Source organism: Streptomyces sp. sk2.1 (genome assembly GCF_008120935.1).
Classification (GTDB): Bacteria; Actinomycetota; Actinomycetes; order Streptomycetales; family Streptomycetaceae; genus Streptomyces.
Window position 1 is genome coordinate 269,232 of the sequence record NZ_RDBO01000065.1, and the last position, 18,842, is coordinate 288,073.

An 18,842-nucleotide genomic window follows, 5' to 3' on the forward strand; every position below is an offset into this window, starting at 1 on the left:
GTCAGGACCAGGTGATCCCGGAGTTCTCGCGCCAGATCCGGGCGGGCTCCGGGTCGCCCGTCACGGTGACCGCCGTGAACGGCAGCCGGTTCCAGAGCGTCAGATAGAGGTCCTCGGCCGACGCGCTCATCTCGCAGTCCACCGGCTCCTCCGGGGAGACCCCGTCCGTCCGCTCGGCCTGCGGCGGCTCCGCCGAGAGCCGGACGGTCCAGGCGGCGTCGGTGTCCGTGGCCCGGACCCGCAGTGAGTACGGCGTGTCCGTGCGCACCCGGCTCTTCGGGCGGCTGTGCATCTTGAGCAGCAGCTCGTCGATGCCGTCCTCCGCGTGATCGGCCCCGACCGGTGACGGCCGTCCGCCGAGGGCCGACTCCGCGTCCACCCGGTGGATGGTGGTCTCGTGGGCCTGCCGCCGGGCCCAGAAGGCCAGCGGCGACGGGGCGGGCAGGAAGGTCCAGCATTCCAGTTCGGCCGGTGCGGTCTCCAGGGCGTCGACGAGGAGGCCGTGGCCCTCGCGGAACCAGTCGAGGAGCTCCGCCCCGTCCAGGTCGGGTTCCCCGCCGTCGGGGTGGTACGAGGTGTGGCCCTCGGCGACGAACGCGGTCGCCCAGCGGTGCACCATGCCGGTGTGCCGGAGCAGGTCGCGCACCCGCCAGTCGGGGCAGGTCGGCACCGGTGCCCCGGTGCCCGCCCGCTGCGCGGCGTCCGCCAGCAACTCTCCCTCGGCGGACAGCGATCGGATGTGATCCGTGATCTTCATGCCCCGATTGTGGCAGCGCTCCGGGATTCCCGGTGCGACGCGACCGGCTCCTCCCGCGATGCGACCGGTCGGCCGTGCGCGGTCGCGTTGCGCGCCCCGTACCCCAGCGCCGCGGCCGCGACGGCCAGCAGTGCCACCGTGGTCAGGGCGGCGGGCAGGGAGAACCAGTCGGTCAGGAAGCCGATCGCGGGCGGCCCGAGCAGCATCCCGCCGTAGCCGAGCGTCGAGGCGGCGGCCACTCCGCCGGGGCCGGCCAGTTCGCCCGCCCGGCCGACCGCGACCGGGAAGATGTTGGCCAGGCCGAGGCCGGTGACGGCGAAGCCGATCAGGGCGGCCCAGGCGGAGGGCGCGAGCGAGCCGAGCAGCATTCCGGCGGCGGCCGTCGTGCCGCCCACGACGAGGGTGCGGGTCTGGCCGAGCCGTTCGAGCATGGTGGTGCCGGTGAGCCGGCCCGCCGTCATGGCCAGCGCGAACAGGGAGTATCCGGCGGCGGCGACACCGGGGTGGGCGTGGAGGTCCTGCTCCAGGTGGAGCGCGCCCCAGTCGGCCAGCGCGCCCTCGCCGTAGGCGGTGCAGAGCGCGATCACGCCGAACAGGACCACCAGGCGGCGGGTCCTGCCGTCCGGCCGTCGCGGCTTCCCGGTGCCGTCCGTCCCGGACGCGGCGACGGGGGCCGGGTGGCGCAGCAGTACCGGCCCCGCCGCGGCGGTGACCAGGAGCCCGGCCCCGGTGAGGGCGAGGAGGTGCGCGGCGGGGGAGAGGCCGCCCGCGACCAGTCCGCCGAGCCCGGCGCCGATCATCCCGCCCAGGCTGAACGCGGCGTGGAAACCGGGCATCACGGGGCGGCGCAGGGCGGCGACCAGATCGACCGCGGCGCTGTTCATCGCCACGTTCATCCCGCCGTACGCGGCACCGAAGACCAGCAGCACCAGGCCGAGCGCGAACGCCGAATGAGTCTGCGCGGGCAGGGCGATGGCCAGGGAGAGCAGGACACCGCAGACCACGGTCACCGGATGGCTGCCGAAGCGCCGGCACAGCCGGCCGGTGAACATCATGGTCACCACGGCTCCCGCGGACACACCGAGCAGGGCGAGGCCGAGGGTGGTGGCCGAGGCGCCGGTCTGGTGCTTGATGGCCGGGATACGGACCACCCAGCCGGCGAAGAGGAATCCGTCGAGGGCGAAGAACACGGTCAGGGCGAGACGGAGACGGGCCGACGGGGCTGCGGCGGTGTTTCCGCCCGGTCCCCCCGACAGTGCCGTCCGCAGTTTGTTTAGTTGTGGCACAAACTCAGCATAGGGGCGCCGGGACAGCGGGTGCAAGACGGATGCGCACGGGGGGACACGCGGGGGAACGCAAGGGGCGCGACCGCGCCACCGGGGCGTCGGAGGCACCCTCGGACCATGGGAGACTCGCCCCCATGAACGGCAAGGTGTCCACCACCCGGACAAAGCTGGAGAGGGGCCGCAGCGCGCTCGGGCCCGCGCTGGAACTGATCCACACCGGACGTGCGCCCACCCGCGCGGTCCTCACCTCCGAGCTGGGGGTGACCCGGGCGACGGCCGGCGCGGTCGCTGCGGAACTGGAGGCGCTCGGCCTGATCAGGGTCGATTCCCGGCCAGGTTCCGCCGCCGGCTCGCAGGGCCGGCCCTCGCACCGGCTGGCCGTCCGGGAGTCCGGCCCCGTCGCCATCGCCGCCCAGGTGCACGCCGACGGGTTCCGGGCCGCCCTCGTCGGTCTCGGCGGCCGACTGGTGGCCACCGCCCCCGGCTGCGTCATGGTCACGGCGGACCCGGCGCAGGTCATCGGCGAAGTGGTCGACGCCTGCGCCCGGTTGCTGCGGGAGAGCGGACTGCGCTGCGTCGGCGCCGGTCTCGCGGTCCCGTCGGCGGTCGCCGAACCGGAGGGCAACGCGCTCAACCCGCTGCACATCGCCTGGCCGGCCGGTGCCCCGGTGAGCGAGATCTTCGCCACCCGGGTGCGCGAGGCGGGCATCACCGGGCCCGCGTTCACCGGGAACGACGTCAACCTCGCCGCGCTCGCCGAACACCGGCACGGCGCCGGCCGGGGCGCCCGGCACCTGCTCTGCGTGGCCACCGGCCACCGCGGCGTGGGCGGTGCCCTGGTGCTCGACGGCCGCCTGCACACCGGGAGTTCGGGGCTCGCGCTGGAAGTGGGTCATCTCACGGTGAACCCCGAGGGGCGCCCCTGCCACTGCGGCGGTCGCGGCTGCCTGGACGTCGAGACCGACCCGCTGGCCTTCCTCGTCGCCGCCCGCCGCGAACCCGGGCCGGAGGAGTCCCTGCTCAAGCAGGCCGGCGATCTGCTGCGCACGGAGTACGAGGACGCGGCGGTACGGGGAGCCGCCGAGGAACTCACCGACCGGCTCGGCCTCGGACTCGCCGGACTGGTCAACATCCTCAACCCGGACCGCATCGTCCTCGGCGGACTGCACCGCGCCCTGCTCGACGCCGACCCGGAGCGGCTGCGCGCGGTGGTGGCCGACCGCAGCCTGTGGGGGCGCAGCGGCAGCGTGCCGATCCTGCCCTGCACGCTCGACCACAACAGCCTGGTGGGCGCGGCGGAACTGGCCTGGCAGCCGGTGCTGGACGACCCGCTGGCCGCGCTCTCCTGAGATCCGGGTGCCCGGACCCGCCGCGCGGGGGAGGGGTGGCCGGGGCGGTGCCGGGAGCAGCGGAGGGGGCGTCGCGTACTCCCGAGGGGGTACGCACACGGCCGCCGGCCGCACGACGACCCGGACCCCCTGCCGGGGCCAGTCTCGGAGGTGTCGGGAAAACCTGGCCACGAACCCCCGAACGAGGGAGCTGACCGAGATGAACACCCTGGCGCACAGCGGTGGACCCGGGCCCTGGATCCTCCTCTTCCCGCTTCTCTGGGCGACCGTCGTCATCGGCGGCGTCACCCTGCTGCGCAGGACCGTCCGGCGCGGCGGCCCGGCCTCCTGGTGGGCCCGTACCCCCGGAGGGACGCCCGCCGAACCGTCGCCGATCGCCCTGCTCGGCCGCCGCTTCGCGGCCGGGGAGATCGACGAGGACGAGTACTGGCGCCGGCTCTCCGTCCTGGACGAGCAGTTCGGCCGCGGCGGCAAGGGGGCGGGGGCATGACCGCCGCCCCCACCGGCACCGCCCGCCGGGGCCGCGCCGGACGCCGTCGCGGCACGGCCGGCCGCCGACCGGCGCCGGAGGCCCACTCGGACCGGGGCCTCGGCGTGCCGCCCACCGGGCGTCGCACCCGGACCGGGTCCTGGGCGTGCCGCCCACCGGACACCGGTGACACGCGCTAGCCGACCACCGCCGACCGCACGACGGAGGGCAGCCCGAGCCCCAGCTCCGCGACGAGGTCCGGTTCGAACGGGCCGTCGGTGGTCGCCCCGTACACCGAATGCGGTGCCGGTGCGACGCACCGGGGAGGGGCCGGAAGGGTGAACCAGACGACCTTGCCGGCCCCGCCCCTCGGGCGGACCCCCCAGCTCTCGCTGACCGCGGCGATCAGTGCGAGCCCGCGCCCCGACGTGCTGGACGTGCTCGCCTCGCGCACGGTGGGCATCCGCGGGTCGTGGTCGTGGACGGACACCGTCAGCCGTTCGAGCAGCAGCTCGATCTCGACGGTGCATGACTTGTCCGGCTGGGCATGCCGGTGAACATTGGTCAGCAGTTCGGTGACGCCGAGCGCGGCCTGGTCGATCAAGGGATCGAGATGCCAGTAGCGCAACTGCGCCGAGATGATTCTGCGGACCTGACCGATCCGCGACGGCAGGGCCTGGAGCTCCACCGTGCAGTGCCTGCTTGGCTCGCTGATCACGGCTGCGACTCCCCGAAATAGGTCCGGAAGAAGACGGAGTGACGGACGCGGCAGCCGACCGGCTGCCGAATCCCGTCCGGCGGCGCTTACCACAGTGTCACCGCCGGTGAACCATGAGTGATGCGTGTCCAATGTCACCCAGGGGTCGCGGCTCCGCAACTCGCGGTGTTCCGGTGGCGCCGCCGGATCAGGTGGTCCGCCCGCCCGCGCTGCGCAGCGTCTCCAGGAAGCGGCGGGCCGGTCCCGTCCGGTCCGGGTCGTGATCGCGCTGCCCCATCGTCAGCCGGTACCGCGTCCCGTTGAGCCGGGCCACGGCCGCCCCGGCCCCGGCGAACCACGGCCTGCCCGCGCTCACCGCCACCACCGGCGCGCTGTCGATCTCCCGTCCGTTACTGGTCAGCAGGGCCAGCCTGCCGTCCTTGACGATCACCTGCCCGGCCCGCGTGAGCGAGCGGGCCCAGCGTTCGATCCGTACCCCCGTGGCACTGAACTCCGTTTCCTGCATGACGGCTTCGCCCCCTTCGTGATGCTTCTGATGGGAAGTCTGCACAAGCGGGGGCCGACGCGCCAGGCCGCGTCGGCGGCCGTTCGGCCCCACGGGGCCAAGGCAGCCCTATGGGGCCTCAAAGTAAACGTTTGTGCAGGTGGGGGGAATATCGTGGGGTCGGGAAGTCCGGTCGTACGAGGAGGAGCGCGCTGATGGACATCGCTGGGTACAGGGACGACGGGCGTGTCGCGGCGACCGTCGACGTCGACCGTTCCGACGCCGACTACCGGGCCTGGCTCAAGGAGGCCGTCCGCAAGGTCCAGGCCGACGCCAACCGCTCCGCCGACACCCATCTGCTGCGCTTCCCGCTGCCCGAGGCGTGGGGCATCGACCTCTACCTGAAGGACGAGTCGACGCACCCCACCGGCAGCCTCAAGCACCGGCTGGCCCGCTCGCTCTTCCTCTACGGGCTCTGCAACGGCTGGATCCGGCCGGGCAAGCCGGTGATCGAGGCGTCCAGCGGTTCGACGGCCGTGTCGGAGGCGTACTTCGCCAAACTGATCGGCGTGCCGTTCATCGCCGTGATGCCCCGCACCACGAGCCCCGAGAAGTGCCGGCTGATCGAATTCCACGGCGGCCGCTGCCACTTCGTGGACGACTCGCGGAAGATGTACGAGGAGTCCGCCGCGCTCGCCGAGGAGACCGGCGGGCACTACATGGACCAGTTCACCTACGCCGAGCGGGCCACCGACTGGCGCGGCAACAACAACATCGCCGAGTCGATCTACCAGCAACTGGAGCTGGAGCGCTACCCGGAGCCGACATGGATCGTCGCCACGGCGGGAACCGGCGGCACCTCGGCGACCATCGCCCGCTACGTGCACTACATGCAGTTCGACACCCGGATCTGTGTGCCCGACCCGGAGAACTCCTGTTTCTTCGACGGCTGGACCCGGCACGACCCGCTGGCCACCAGCGACTGCGGCTCCCGGATCGAGGGCATCGGCAGGCCCCGGATGGAGCCGAGCTTCGTGCCCGGGGCCATCGACCGGATGATGAAGGTGCCGGACGCGGCCAGTGTCGCGGCCGTGCGCGCCCTGGAGAAGGCCATCGGCCGCAAGGCGGGCGGCTCCACCGGGACCGGGCTGTGGAGCGCGTTCAAGCTGGTCGCCGAAATGGTCGCACAGGGCGGCACGGGCAGCGTCGTCACGCTGATCTGCGACCCCGGCGACCGCTACCTCGACAAGTACTACTCCGACAGCTGGCTCGCCGACCAGGGCCTGGACATCGCCCCGTACGCGGCGACCATCGACTCCTTCCTCGCCGACGGGAAATGGCCCTGCTGAAGACCGTCGCGGTACTGGCCCGGGGAAGCCGGGGGGTCAGGACGCCGGGCGGCCGGCCAGCCGTCCGTCGAGGTTGCGCACCGCGCTCCGGAAGGCCCGGCCCAGTCCCGGCCGGCCCAGCCGCAGGGCGAGCCGGAAGGGCGCGGAACCGTCGGCGGCGAACGTCCACCGCACCCGGGTCCCCGTCCCGGCCGGGGTGAGCCGCCACTCCTCCAACAGGGCGCGCACCCCGGGGGCGTTGGCCTCGTCGACCCGGTAGGCGTACCGCTCGCCGGGCTCCGCCGCCACGATCGTCTCGCGGAGCGCCCCGCCCCCCTTGAGCCGGATCTCGCGGCCCGCGCCGTCCTCGGTCGGCCGGGCCGCCGTCACCGCCGTGAACCAGTCGGGCCAGCCCGGCACGTCGTCGGCGAGCGCGCGGTAGACGGCGTCGACCGGTGCGGACACCTCGGCGGAGAAGACCAGCCGCAGCGGGGCGGATTCGATGAAGTCGAGCCCCACGGAACGGAGTCGGCGTGGCATGGAACGCACCTCCCGTGCGATCGGTGGCGGACGGGCCGCGCACACCATAGCTGGCGTACCGTCAGATGTCTTCGTGCGCCCGGCGATCGGCCGGGGGACCGGGCGGGGCGCTGCGGGCGGCCGCGATGATGTTCCGGGCCATGCCGCCGAACACCACCGAGTGGAACGGCCACACGCTCCACCAGTAGGCATGGCCCAGCAGCCCGCGCGGATGGAACAGGGCCCGCTGCCGGTAGACCGTCCGCCCCCGCTCGCCCCGGCCCACCGAGAGCTCCAGCCAGGCCGGACCCGGCAACCGCATCTCCGCGCGCAGCCGCAGCAGCTCGCCCGGCACGATCTCCTCCACGCGCCAGAAGTCCAACGAGTCCCCGACCCGCAGCCGCTGCGCGTCCCGCCGCCCGCGCCGCAGCCCGACGCCCCCGACGATCCGGTCCAGCCACCCGCGTACGGCCCAGGCGAGCGGGAAGGAGTACCAGCCGTTCTCGCCGCCGATGCCCTCGATCACCCGCCAGAGCGCGTCCGGCGCCACCGGCACCGTCAGCTCCCGCTCGTCGCGGTAGAGGCTCCCGCCGGCCCAGTCGGGGTCGGTGGGCAGCGGGTCGCTGGGCGCGCCCGCCACCGCGGCGGACGACCAGCGGGTGTCCACCCGGGCCTCCTTGACCCGTTGGAGGGCCAGCCGCAGCGCCCGGTCGAAACCGATGACGCCGCCCGGCGGATCGGGCACGTACCGGGCGATGTCGTGCTCGCGGCAGACCACCTCGTGGCGCAACGACTCCGCCAGCGGGCGGGCGATGGCGGGCGGCACCGGGGTCACCAGCCCGATCCACAGACCGGAGAGCCTCGGGGTGAGCACCGGTACGGGCAGGATCAGCCGCCGCGGCAGCCCGGCCACCCGGGCGTAGCGCCGCATCATGTCCCGGTACGTCATGACGTCCGGCCCGCCGATGTCGAACGTGCGGTTCACCTCGGCTGGCAGGCCGGCGCAGCCGACGAGGTAACGCACGACGTCCCGCACCGCGATCGGCTGGATCGAGGTGCGCACCCAGCTCGGGGTGATCATCAGCGGCAGCCGCTCGGTGAGGTGGCGCAGGATCTCGAACGAGGCCGAGCCCGACCCGATGACGACCGCGGCCCGCAGCACGGCCGTCGGCACCCCGGAATCCAGCAGGATCCGCCCCACCTCGGTCCGCGACCGCAGATGCGGCGACAGCTCCCGCTCGGGCACCCCGGCCGGGGTGAGCCCGCCGAGGTAGACGATCCGGCCGACCCCCGCCGCCCGCGCCTGCTCGCCGAAGATCCGGGCCGCCTCGCGGTCCCTCTCCTCGAACCCGGGCCCCGAGCCGAGCGCGTGCACCAGGTAGTACGCCACGTCCACACCGGCCATCGCCGACCGCACCGACGCGGCGTCCCCCACGTCGCCCTCGACCACCTCGACCCGGTCCGCCCACGGGTGGTCCCGCAGCTTGCGCGGGGTCCTGGCCAGCGCGCGCACCCGATGGCCGGCGTCGAGGAGCGCGGGCACCAGCCTGCCGCCGATGTACCCGGAGGCACCGGTCACCAGACAGCGCAGCCGCGCGTCACCGGAGGATTCGTCCACCTGTCCGAGTCTCGCACCGATCACCGCGCGGGGCGGGCGCAGGCACCCGAACGGCGGCACCCGGGCCACCCGCCCGCCACGACCCGGACGAAGGCGCTACGGCCGTCGTCGGGCCACGGGATCCAGCATGCTGTCGAGCACCCGGCCGAAGACCCGTCGGCCCGCACCGGCGATCAGCGGATCGCCCCACCGCGGCAGCAGCCGGACGGTCAGCTCCTCCACCCACACCACATGCGATCCGGAACCGGTCGGATACACATCGATCGAGGCCCGGCCCCGGATCAGCCGGCCGCGCTTCTCCAGCCTGCACAGCCCCGCGCGCCCGGCGGAGGGCGGGGACCACCGCACCACTTCCATCGGGTCGTCGAAACCCAGCGGACCCAGCCCCGTACGCGCCACGAAGACCGTCCCGACCGAGGTGGGCAGCCCCGTGGGCACGGTGATCCTGGTCAGCGGAACCTGCGCGGCATGCCGTTCCCAGTCCGTGACGCGGCGCCAGGACTCGGCCGCGGTCAAGGAACTGAATCGCTCGATCCGGAAGACTGCCACCCCACGATCCTAGGGCGTGTCCGACAAATGCCGTCCGGCCCACGCGATCCGGCCGCCCTTTCGGGGGAGGACAAACGGAATCCCCGGTGGCTCGTCGGCTCAGGAGTCGCTCGCCGCGCCCCGCCCCGCCACCACCAGACCCGGCAGGTGCTCCTCGATCTCCGCACGGGCCGCGGCCGACAGCCCGTCGTCCGTCACGAACGTGTCGACCTGCTCCAGCGACGCGAACGAACTCAGGCCCACCGTGCCCCACTTGGTGTGATCCGCGACCACCACCACGCGCCGCGCCGACTGCACGAACCGGCGGTTCGTCTCGGCCTCCGCCAGATTCGGCGTGGAGAGACCGGCCTCCACCGAGATCCCGTGCACCCCGAGGAACAGCACGTCGAAGTGGAGGGAGTCGATCGCCCGGTCGGCCACCGGACCGACCAGCGAGTCCGACGGGGTCCGCACCCCGCCGGTGAGCACCACCGTCGCCGCCCCGTCCCGCGCCCCCGACGAGGCCCCCGTCCGTCGGGCGGAGTGGAACGCGTCGGAGACCCGGACCGAATTGGTCACCACCGTCAGATCCGGTACGTCCAGCAGCCGTTGGGCGAGCGCGTACGTCGTCGTGCCGCCGGAGAGCGCGATCGCGCTGCCGGGCGCGGCCATGGCCGCCGCCGCCCGCGCGATGTCCTCCTTGGCGGCCAGCTCCAGTGCCGACTTGGCCTCGAAACCGGGCTCGTGCGTGCTGGCCCCGGCCACCGGGACGGCCCCGCCGTGCACCTTCTCCACGACCCCCATGCGGGACAACACGTCCAGGTCCCGGCGCACGGTCATGTCGGAGACGTTCAGCCTCCGGGTCAGTTCGTTGACGCGGACCCCGCCGCGCCTGCGCACCTCGTCGAGGATCAGGGCACGCCGTTGCTCCGCGAGCAGATTCTGATTCTCGCTCAACGCGGGGTCCCGTCCTTTCCTCAGGCCGTGCGGCAGTCCCTCCGGACGGGGTCATCCTGCCACGCGGTGTGGCCGCCCGCCGCACCGGGGAGATTCGGGGGAGAGGGTGCGGACACCACCTCTCTTCCACAATTCTGGTGACACCGCATCAGCACCTCCCCCCCCACGACCAAGAGAGCGAGTCACCTCAGTGCCACCTGCCACCCCGGCCCCGCAGAGTCCCGGGCCCGCGCTGGAGCTGCTGGTCCACGGCGTGGGCGGCGCCACTCCCCAGGAGATGCTCGACGACCCGTCCACGGTCAGGATCACCGGCGACGCGACCGCCGCCATCTACCGGCGCGCCGACGACAGGGAAGCCGAACAGCACCCGGAGCGCTACCGCGACCGGCCCATCGCCGAGGCATACTGCTGGTCCAACCTGACCTCCGGGAACGGCTCCCGCGCCCTGTGGCTGCTGCTCCTGCCGTTCATGGTGGTCAACCTCGCCCACTGGATGCGCCCGACCGCCAGGAGCCGCACCCGCGCGGTGCGCCTGTACGGGGTCCTCGTCCGGCTCCTCGCGCTCAGCCTCACGGTCCTGCTGACCGCGGCGGTCTGCGAGGTCGCGCTCGACCTGGCGGCCTGGCAGTGCGCGGGCGTCCCGGACTGCTCGAACCAGCGCTCCTGGCTCGGCTTCCTGTCCACGGCCCAGGGCGGCTGGTGGTCCCAGCCGGGCCGCCGGCTCGCCCTCGCCGCCCTGGTGCCCACCGCCCTGGTCGTACTGCTCTGGTTCCTGTCCAACCGGACCTGGAGCGCGTACGAGTCGCAGCGCCCCCTGGCCGGATCGGAACCCGAGGACGACACCCTCATCGAGCCGGTCGCCGAGCCCGGCGGCCGGCCCGCCCTCGGCCGCCCCGGATTCTGGTACGGCCGCCGCCTGGTCGCCCGGCTGCGCGCCGCCCACACCGCCGCCGGGTTCCTGACGGTCGCCGCGTCGGTCGCGGGGGCCGCCGCACGCCACGACCGCGCGGTCACCGGCCCGGTGCCGGACCTCGTCGGCCGCCTGATCGAGGCGGCGCTGGCCGCGGGCGCGCTCGTCGTGCTCTGGGTGGTCTGCCGCCGCGGCCGCAGCGAACGGCGCCTCGACAACCGGCTCGACCGCGCCCTCATCACCTACCTGCCCGGCGCTGCCCTGGCCCTGCTGCTCCTCGCCGCGGTGTACGCCTCCTGGTCCCGCCCCGACTGGACCTCCTCCGGCACCCTGCCCGGCGACTTCGCCTTCAGCGCCATCGCCCTCGGCCAGGGGGCACTCGTCGTCGTGCTCGCCGCGGTGGCCCTGAGCCTGTACCGCCGGACCCCCGAACCCCGCACCGTCATGTACGGACTCGGCGGACCCGTGGTCGCGATGCTCGCCTGCGCCCTCGGCGGCGTCATGAGCGGCGGGGTCTCCCAGCGCGTCGCCGACTGGCTCGACGGCCCCGGCACCCCCGGCATGGGCAGGAGCTCCGTCATCGAGGGACCGCCGGTGCTGCTCAGCTGGCAGGCGTCCGTCATCCCCGTCCTCCTGGTGCTGCTGGCCGTTCCCGCCCTCCTGCTGCTCGTACGGACCTGGCTCGCCGCCCGCGCCCTGGAACCCGGGATCGACCAGGAGTACGAGCAGGAGCGGCCGGACCCCGCCCGGACCCGGCAGATCGCCCGCATCCGGGCCACGGCCGCCCTCACCGACTCCGCGCCCTGGATCCTCGGCCCGGTCTGCGCGGCCGCCCTGCTGCTCGGCGCGGGGGCGGTCGTCGGGGCCTGGGTGAGCGGAGAGGTGCCGGGGCTCGCGATGAAGGGCAGCGGCCCGTTCGTCGAGTCCCTCGCGCAGGCCGCCCAGTCGACCGGCTCCTGGATGATCGGCCTCGGCTTCATACTCTTCGTCACCTGGGGCCGGCGCGCCTACCGCGACGCCTCCGCCCGGCGCACCATCGGCATCCTCTGGGACGTCGGCACCTTCTGGCCGCGCGCCGCCCACCCCTTCGCACCGCCCTGCTACGCCGAACGGGCCGTCCCCGACCTGGCGTCACGGATGTCCGGCTGGACCGCGCTCACCCGGGGCAGGCTCGTCATCTCCGGACACTCCCAGGGCAGCGTCCTCGCCGCGTCCGCGGTCTGGCAACTGCCCGCCGGTACCCGCCGCCGGGTCGCCCTGCTCACCTACGGCTCGCCGATCGAGCGGCTGTACGGGCGCTGGTTCCCGGCCTACTTCGGTCCCGTACCGCTGGGGGCGCTGCACCGGTCCGTGCACTGCTGGCGCAACCTGTGGCGGGCCACCGACCCGATCGGCGGCCGGGTCCGCCTCGACGAGGGGCCGGGGCCCGAGGTGGACCGGGGACCGCTGAAGGACCCCCTGGTCTACGGGCGGACCCCCGAACACCCGCTGCCCGAAGCCGTCCTGGGCCACTCCGACTACCAGGCCGACCCGGTCTTCGCCCAGGAACGGGCCGCGCTGCTGGACCGGCTGGACCCGGTCCTGCCCCACCAGGCCGACGGGGCGGGCGACACCGGATCCCCCCGCCCTCAGGGGAGTTCGGGCAGGTCCTCCGGGTAGAGCAGGCTGAGGTCGTCCGTGCTCGGCTCGGCGAGCTGGGCGACCCGGCCCGCGTGCCGCTCCACCATCGACTCGAAGGTCTGGCGCGCGGTGCGGCCGTTGCCGAACGCGGGGCCCTTCGGCAGCTCCGTGAAGTACTTCAGCAACGCCTCCCCGGTCCCGGCCGCCAGGCTGTACTCGTGCTCGTCGGACTGCTGCTCCACGATCCGCAGCAGTTCGGCGGGCTCGTAGTCGCTGAAGGTGATGGTCCGTGAGAAACGGGACGCCACACCGGGGTTGACGGTGAGGAACCGCTCCATCTCGCGGGTGTACCCGGCGACGATGACGACCACCGCGTCCCGGTGGTCCTCCATCAGCTTCACGAGCGTGTCGATCGCCTCCCGGCCGAAGTCCCGGCCGGAGTCCTCGGGCGACAGGGCGTACGCCTCGTCGACGAACAGCACCCCGCCGCGCGCCCGGTCGAACGCCTCCTGCGTGCGGATGGCGGTGGAGCCGATGTGCTCACCGACCAGGTCGACACGGGACACCTCGACCAGATGGCCCCGCTCCAGCACCCCGAGCGAGGCGAGGATCTCGCCGTACAGCCGTGCCACGGTGGTCTTGCCGGTGCCGGGGGAGCCGGTGAAGACGAGGTGGCGCCGGACCGACGCGGCCTTGAGCCCGGCCTCCCGGCGCCGGCGGCCGACCTCGATCATGTCGGTGAGGGCGCGCACCTCCCGCTTGACGCTGTCCAGGCCCACCAGCGCGTCCAGTTCGCCGAGGACGGCGTCCGGCGAACGCGCCGGTTCGACGGCGGGCGCCTCGGCCGGGGCGGGCTCCACGGCACGCTGTCCGGGCACCCCGCCGAGCAGCCCGGGGGCCGACTGGGTCGCCGTCAGCACGGCGGGGGCCGGGGGTGTCGCGGGGGAGCGCAGCGCGCTCTCGTCGCTCGTGCAGTCCTCGACCACGGGACCGGCCCCCTGGCCGTCGCCGTGCGCGCCGYCCTCGGCGAACTCGTAACCCCCGCGCGAGCACCGCTCGGTGCGGCAGCGGGACAGCGTCGTGCGGCAGCCGTCCATCACGTGGAAGCCGTAGCCGTCGCTGCCGGTGACCCGGCACTGGCGGAACGTGCCGCGGCCCTCGGCGGAGACGTAGAAACCGGCCTCGGCGGTCGAGGTGACCGTGCAGCGCTCGATCGTCGGGTCGGCGCCCTTGGTGACGATCACTCCGGTCTGCACCGCGTCGACGGTGCAGTTGTTCAGCGTGCCGCCGCTGCCGTGGTCGCGGAACCAGGCACCGGTGGACGCCTCGCGGATCCGGCAGTCGTCGAGCTGCGCGGTCGCCCCGTCGCTCACCGACACCGCGGTGTTGCGCACCTGGGACAGGTCGCTGTCCACGACGTCGGCGCGCGAGCCCCGGTCGAGCACGAAGAGGGCGTCCGGCACGTCGTGGACCCGGCAGGAGTCCAGCACCACGGTCGCCCCGTCGCTCACCCAGACCGCGGGATAGTCGCCCGTGCTGTCGTGGATCTCGCACTGGTTGGCGTCGACCCGGGTGCCCGGGTCCCAGACGGAGAGTCCGTTGCGGCCGAACCGGCGCACCGTGGAGCGGGTCAGGGTGAGCACCGAACGGGAACGCAGGTCCACCGCGTTCTCCGGGATGTCGTGGATGTCGCAGTCGGCCAGCGTCAGCACGGCGTCGGTGTCGAGCGTGATGCCGTCCGCCGAGGTCCGGTGCACCGTGCACTCGCCGAGGTGGGCGGCGGCCCGTGCGGTCACCTGGACGCCGCTGCCCTTGACCTCGTACACCTCGCAGCCGACCCCCTCCAGGCCGCTGCCCTCCCCGGTGACGCTCAGCCCCGCGCCCGAGGCGTGATGGACCCGGCAGCGCTCCAGGCGGGGGTGCGCGCCGTCGCGCACCGAGACCCCGGCCTGCCCGGCGGAGACGACCTCGCAGTCCTCGAACACCCCGCCCGCGCCGTCGAGCACGGCGATGCCGACCCCGGCCGGGTTGTCGACGGTGCAGCGGCGCACGGCCGGCCGGGCCGCGCCGCGCACCTCGATCCCGGCGGCGGAACGGGTGACGATCCGCAGGTCCGCGATCTCCGGCGCGCCGTCCTCGACGAGCAGCGCCGGGACGGTCGAGTCCTGGCCCTCCACGTGCAGGTCCGAGACGACGGCGGAGGCACGGACGGTCAGCGGCACGCCGTCGACCGGGGCGATCCGCACGGAACCGACGGAGCCCTCCGGCCCCCGCAGGGTCACCGCGCGGTGCAGGACCAGGTTCTCCCGGTACGTGCCCGGTGCGACGGTGAGGACGTCGCCGTCCGCCGCGGCCTCCAGGGCTGCGGTGAGGGAGGCGTATTCGCCTGTGCGGCGCCGCCACCGCGATGTGCCGGTGTGCGTCACCTGGACCGTGCCCTGTGCCATGGCGCTGTTGTGCCCCCACCTCGTGCGTGCGTGATGCCCGGACCACTGGTCTTCCGGCAACGGCGGACCCCGGGGCGCGCCCGCCGGGAAGGCGGGCGGGCCGGTCCACCGTAGCGCGCGCGGCGGGCGGGAGTTGTCCGGATCAGGAGGTGATCAGCTGCCGGTCCCGGTCCTGCCCCAGTCCGGACCGGCCTCGGCCCAGGCCCGGTCGATCCGGGCGTACCGTCTGCGTGTCATGGACCGGATGACCAGTCGGCGACCGCCCTCGACCAGTCCGGCGGCGAGCAGGGCCACCCCGATGCCGGCCAGCACCGCGTGGGTGCGGGCGGTCGCGGCGTCCATGGGGCGCTGCGCCGCGCGGCCGTCGGGGCCGGTCCAGATCTCCACCTCCGAGCCGGACCTGACGCTGCGTGAGAAGGTCGTGACCGTGCCGCTGCGGGCCGTGCCGTCCGGGGCCCTCCAGCGCGCCACCACCGAGGCCCGCAGGCCCCGTTCCGCGGCGGTCTCGGGGTCGGTGACCAGCCGCGACGCCCCCGGTGCCAGGCGCACCACGACCGCGGTCGTGGCATGGAGCCGGGCCCGCTGCTCCCGCACCGTCCGCTGCAGCGCCCCGTCGGTGAGCGCACCGCACACCCAGCCCAGGGCCGGTGCGGCCACCGTCACGAGGAGCAGCGAGACGAGAGCCACCCACGCCTCGCACCGGTCGGTGGCACGGCGCAGGGGACTGCGGCGCCAACGCCACACTCCGGTGACCGCTCGCACAGTCCGGCACCCCTTCCCGCATCCGTCATGACCCGGTACGGCCCGCTTCGGGTGCCGAAGGGGCGAAGAGGGAGCGACTTCGCCCGGTCGGTGCAAGGGCCGCCCCGGGGGTTCCCGCGCGACGGGCCGGGTTGACGGACCGTCCGCCGCCGGAACACCGGGGCCGCCGCCGAGTCCCCATGGCTCGACGACGACCCCGTGCGTCCGTGCGCGACCGCCGGCTCAGTACCCCCGGCCCTGGTACGGGCGGTTGTACGGGTCCTCATGGGGCGAGGGAACCGGGGCGGGGCGCGGCGACGCCGGACGCATCGCCTCGTACCCGGTGCCCGGCGCGGGCCGCTGGTACTGCTGCTGCGGCGACGGGGGCGGCKGGTACCCGCCGCGGGGCGCGGCGGGCTGCTGCGGGATGTACGGCGCCGGGGCGTGCTGCAACTGGGCGGGCTGCATCGGCGCGTAACCCTGCGGAGCCGCCGGCTGGGGGTAGCCGTACGACGGGCCGGGCTGGGAGGGCGCCGCGGGAAGGGCCGGCAGGGCCGCCGGGAGAGCCGGCAGATAACCATTGCCGGTGTCATAGGCGGCGGGCACTCGGATCGGAGCGATCTGAGGGGTGCCCCGCTCCGCGACCAAGGAGTCGTAGATCGGAGTTTCGGGGAACGACGAGGTGGCGTAGTAGCCACCGCCGAAGGTGGAGCGAGGGGAGGTCATGGCACCTAAGTTAAGCCCACGATGTGCTGGTTGGGGAGACCTAATCTCGGGGGTATCCGTTTTATGTGGTTTCTGGCCGCCTGACCTGCTAGAACATTGATAAAGGTCCCGTTAGTGACGGGGACTTTTCGGGGGTGGTTCCGCATGGTTGCCGAGAAGTCGCGGCCGGACTGCAAAGGGCGGCATCCGCGTGGCGCCCATGGGGGCCCGGGGATCCGGTCCGTGCGCCCCTGACCTGGTGATCCTCGGCCCCGGAGGGGTGTCACCGGCGGGCGGTCGGCAGACCGTGCGGCCGACCGGATCACCGGTGATCACTTCCCCATTGCGCGCCGTACACACTTCTTTTACGGGGAAAACGGCGCGCGCCCCTCGCCGACCGAAACCGGGCGCCGACGAATGACGCTATTCGCTGTGCACATGACCGCTTTCGCGCACTCGTCCCATGGCGTCAGCCGCCGTGGGCACGACGGGAGTTGTCGCGCGGACCGCATTTTCACTTCCGGGCGACGAACCCCCACTGGTCAACGGGCTCGGCATCGATTTCGTTCCCCTCCGGACGCCACAGGGAGATGGAACCGAAGCCCGGCTCGATCAGCTCCATGCCGTCGGCGCTCGCGAGGATCTCCTCGGGCCGGCGCACCAGGTAGGGCGGGGTGTCCCCCGAGGCGTACGCCTCCTGCGCGGCCAGCGTCTGCGGTGTGGCGATGGTGTCGCAGAGCACCAGGTAGCTGCCCGGTACGACGCCGGCCATGTACCGGCGCATGAGGTCGATGCCGTCCCGGGGGGCGACGTGCCCCAGTGTGGACAGCACCATGACGGCCACCGGCTGCGTCATGTCCAGGGTCTGCCCGGCCTCCTGGAGCACCTGCTCGGCGCTCAGCATGTCCGCGTGCACGTAGTTCGTCATGCCGTCCGGCGCACTCGTCAGAAGGGCGCGGGCGTGGGCCAGCACCAGCGGGTCGTTGTCGACGTAGACGATGCGCGCCTTCGGCTGGAAACGCTGCGCGACCTCGTGGGTGCTGTTCTGGACGGGCAGTCCGGTACCGATGTCGAGGAACTGGGTGATTCCGGCCTCGCTCGCCAGGTGGCGAACGGCGCGCGCCTGGAAGGCCCGTGACGCCCGGGCGAGGTCGCGGGTCTGGGGATAGGTCGCGATGACCTGGTCCCCCAGTTCCTGGTCCACCGGGTAGTGGTCCTTGCCGCCGATCCAGTAGTTCCACACACGGGCCGAGTGCGGTGTCCCGCTGCGGATTTCTGTTTCGAGATCGAGCTCTTCGCCCATGCGGGGCCCCTCTTCTGATCGCGTGCGGCCGGACGCGCAGGCACGCCGTTCCGCCGAACTGGTTCTGTCCATAAGCTTCTTCCGGCCCGAGGATAGGGCTTCGGCGGACCGGCCGGTCCGCGCCCCCGTGGCCGGAAAGGGAGACGGCGGGAACGTTTCGGCGGCATCTCCCTCCGGTGCCGCACCGATTCTGGCTCGAAACCGCGCACGCGCACACGATCCGCCGGGGCCGCCGCAAGGCCCGTACGAACGGCCCGGGCCGGTGACGGCACCGCGCCGGCGCCGACGGACGGGGCCCGGACGAAGACGGAGCCCGTGTCCACGGACCCGTTCGTGGGTCCCGTACCGGTCGGGGGGATTAGGTTGTCGGGGAAAGGTTTTCGGGCAGCCGGACTCGCGATGGGGGCGAAACATGACCATGCCTAAAGGAGCCAATGTTCCGGTGACGGCTCAGGCCGTGCGGGTCGAACTGGGGTGGCACACCTCCCCGGGGGCCCCGGACGTGGACGGCTCGGCGCTCCTCCTCGTGTCGGGAAAGGTGCGCGACGACGCCGACTTCGTCTTCTACAACCAGCCCTCCCACGCATCCGGGGCGGTGCGCCACGAGGGCAAGCGGAGCACCGGCACGGGGACGACGGACAGCCTCGCGGTCGACCTGGCGCGCATCGAACCGGTCATCGACCGAGTGGTCCTGGCCGCCTCCGCGGACGGCGGCACCTTCGGCCGGGTGAGCGGGCTGTACGTGCGCGTCACGGACGCGTCGAACGGCAGGGAGATCGCGCGCTTCGACAGCACGGACGCGACGGTGGAGACCGCGTTCATCCTCGGCGAGCTCTACCGCCGCCAGGGCGCCTGGAAGTTCCGCGCCGTCGGCCAGGGGTACGGCTCCGGCCTGGAAGGGCTCGCGACGGACTTCGGGATCTCCGTCGACGAACCGCAGCGGCCGCAGCAGACCCAGCCGACCCAACCGACGCAGCCAACCCAGCCGTATCACCAGCCCCAAACGCCGCAGCAGTACCAGGGTGCGACGCGGGCCGACCACCGGACACCGGCCCAGCCCGTGTTCCCGCCCGCCCCGCCGGCGGCACCGCCCGCACCCGCAC

17 protein-coding genes are annotated in these 18,842 nt (G+C 73.6%); 5 read left to right on the plus strand and 12 right to left on the minus strand.

Annotated elements, in window-relative coordinates:
* Window position 1: 1 nt before the first annotated feature.
* Together EAO76_RS23655 and EAO76_RS23660 are read right to left on the minus strand one after the other, a co-directional pair.
* Window positions 2–757 carry a maleylpyruvate isomerase family mycothiol-dependent enzyme gene (locus tag EAO76_RS23655; protein ID WP_148837947.1) on the minus strand — a complete coding sequence of 252 codons (756 nt, stop codon included), beginning with the start codon at window positions 755–757 and terminating at the stop codon, window positions 2–4.
* Window positions 754–2,043: an MFS transporter gene (locus EAO76_RS23660; protein WP_148837948.1), complete on the minus strand. Its 1,290-nt coding sequence runs from the start codon at window positions 2,041–2,043 to the stop codon at window positions 754–756. The genes EAO76_RS23655 and EAO76_RS23660 overlap by 4 nt, the downstream gene beginning before the upstream one ends.
* Window positions 2,044–2,177: 134 nt before the next feature.
* Here EAO76_RS23660 and EAO76_RS23665 point away from each other — a divergent pair, with 134 nt between their 5' ends.
* Together EAO76_RS23665 and EAO76_RS23670 are read left to right on the plus strand one after the other, a co-directional pair.
* Window positions 2,178–3,392, plus strand: a complete 1,215-nt coding sequence (locus EAO76_RS23665) for an ROK family protein (RefSeq protein WP_148837949.1) — start codon at window positions 2,178–2,180, stop codon at window positions 3,390–3,392.
* 199 nt (window positions 3,393–3,591) lie between these two features.
* Window positions 3,592–3,882, plus strand: coding sequence for an SHOCT domain-containing protein (locus EAO76_RS23670; RefSeq protein WP_148837950.1), 291 nt, complete (start codon window positions 3,592–3,594; stop codon window positions 3,880–3,882).
* Window positions 3,883–4,057: 175 nt separating this feature from the next.
* Here EAO76_RS23670 and EAO76_RS23675 read toward each other — a convergent pair whose 3' ends face one another.
* Together EAO76_RS23675 and EAO76_RS23680 are read right to left on the minus strand one after the other, a co-directional pair.
* Complete coding sequence (locus tag EAO76_RS23675; RefSeq protein ID WP_262375688.1) at window positions 4,058–4,579, minus strand: ATP-binding protein; 522 nt, start codon at window positions 4,577–4,579, stop codon at window positions 4,058–4,060.
* A gap of 187 nt (window positions 4,580–4,766) precedes the next feature.
* On the minus strand, window positions 4,767–5,084 hold the full coding sequence (locus EAO76_RS23680) for a hypothetical protein (protein WP_148837951.1): 318 nt from the start codon (window positions 5,082–5,084) through the stop codon (window positions 4,767–4,769).
* Window positions 5,085–5,278: 194 nt separating this feature from the next.
* Here EAO76_RS23680 and EAO76_RS23685 point away from each other — a divergent pair, with 194 nt between their 5' ends.
* Window positions 5,279–6,412, plus strand: a complete 1,134-nt coding sequence (locus EAO76_RS23685) for a PLP-dependent cysteine synthase family protein (RefSeq protein ID WP_148837952.1) — start codon at window positions 5,279–5,281, stop codon at window positions 6,410–6,412.
* A gap of 36 nt (window positions 6,413–6,448) precedes the next feature.
* On the opposite strand, the gene EAO76_RS23690 is transcribed toward EAO76_RS23685, so the two are convergent.
* From EAO76_RS23690 to EAO76_RS23705, 4 genes are all read right to left on the minus strand, one after another.
* Window positions 6,449–6,931, minus strand: coding sequence for an SRPBCC family protein (locus tag EAO76_RS23690; protein WP_148837953.1), 483 nt, complete (start codon window positions 6,929–6,931; stop codon window positions 6,449–6,451).
* Window positions 6,932–6,992: 61 nt separating this feature from the next.
* Window positions 6,993–8,528, minus strand: coding sequence for an SDR family oxidoreductase (locus EAO76_RS23695; RefSeq protein WP_316248366.1), 1,536 nt, complete (start codon window positions 8,526–8,528; stop codon window positions 6,993–6,995).
* 96 nt (window positions 8,529–8,624) lie between these two features.
* Window positions 8,625–9,077, minus strand: coding sequence for an SRPBCC family protein (locus tag EAO76_RS23700; RefSeq protein ID WP_148837954.1), 453 nt, complete (start codon window positions 9,075–9,077; stop codon window positions 8,625–8,627).
* Window positions 9,078–9,176: 99 nt separating this feature from the next.
* Complete coding sequence (locus EAO76_RS23705; protein WP_148837955.1) at window positions 9,177–10,013, minus strand: DeoR/GlpR family DNA-binding transcription regulator; 837 nt, start codon at window positions 10,011–10,013, stop codon at window positions 9,177–9,179.
* Window positions 10,014–10,203: 190 nt separating this feature from the next.
* Between EAO76_RS23705 and EAO76_RS23710 the strand changes: the two genes are divergently transcribed.
* A complete protein-coding gene (locus EAO76_RS23710) occupies window positions 10,204–12,582 on the plus strand; it encodes a hypothetical protein (RefSeq protein WP_148837956.1) in 2,379 nt (792 codons plus the stop codon).
* Here the strand turns inward: EAO76_RS23710 and EAO76_RS23715 are convergent.
* The 4 genes from EAO76_RS23715 to EAO76_RS23730 all read right to left on the minus strand — a co-directional run bounded on the left by EAO76_RS23715 (window position 12,552) and on the right by EAO76_RS23730 (window position 17,739).
* Entirely contained in the window at window positions 12,552–14,990 is a 2,439-nt protein-coding gene (locus EAO76_RS23715) for a right-handed parallel beta-helix repeat-containing protein (RefSeq protein ID WP_148837957.1), read from the minus strand. The two genes, EAO76_RS23710 and EAO76_RS23715, sit on opposite strands and share 31 nt — an antisense overlap.
* A gap of 153 nt (window positions 14,991–15,143) precedes the next feature.
* Window positions 15,144–15,752 (minus strand): hypothetical protein, encoded by a 609-nt coding sequence (locus EAO76_RS23720; protein ID WP_148837958.1) that lies wholly within the window; start codon window positions 15,750–15,752, stop codon window positions 15,144–15,146.
* 222 nt (window positions 15,753–15,974) lie between these two features.
* Window positions 15,975–16,457 (minus strand): DUF6643 family protein, encoded by a 483-nt coding sequence (locus EAO76_RS23725; protein WP_148837959.1) that lies wholly within the window; start codon window positions 16,455–16,457, stop codon window positions 15,975–15,977.
* Window positions 16,458–16,950: 493 nt separating this feature from the next.
* Window positions 16,951–17,739 carry an SAM-dependent methyltransferase gene (locus EAO76_RS23730; protein WP_148837960.1) on the minus strand — a complete coding sequence of 263 codons (789 nt, stop codon included), beginning with the start codon at window positions 17,737–17,739 and terminating at the stop codon, window positions 16,951–16,953.
* 442 nt (window positions 17,740–18,181) lie between these two features.
* Here EAO76_RS23730 and EAO76_RS23735 point away from each other — a divergent pair.
* Window positions 18,182–18,842: TerD family protein (locus tag EAO76_RS23735; protein ID WP_262375689.1), on the plus strand; the 661-nt coding region annotated here is incomplete at its 3' end.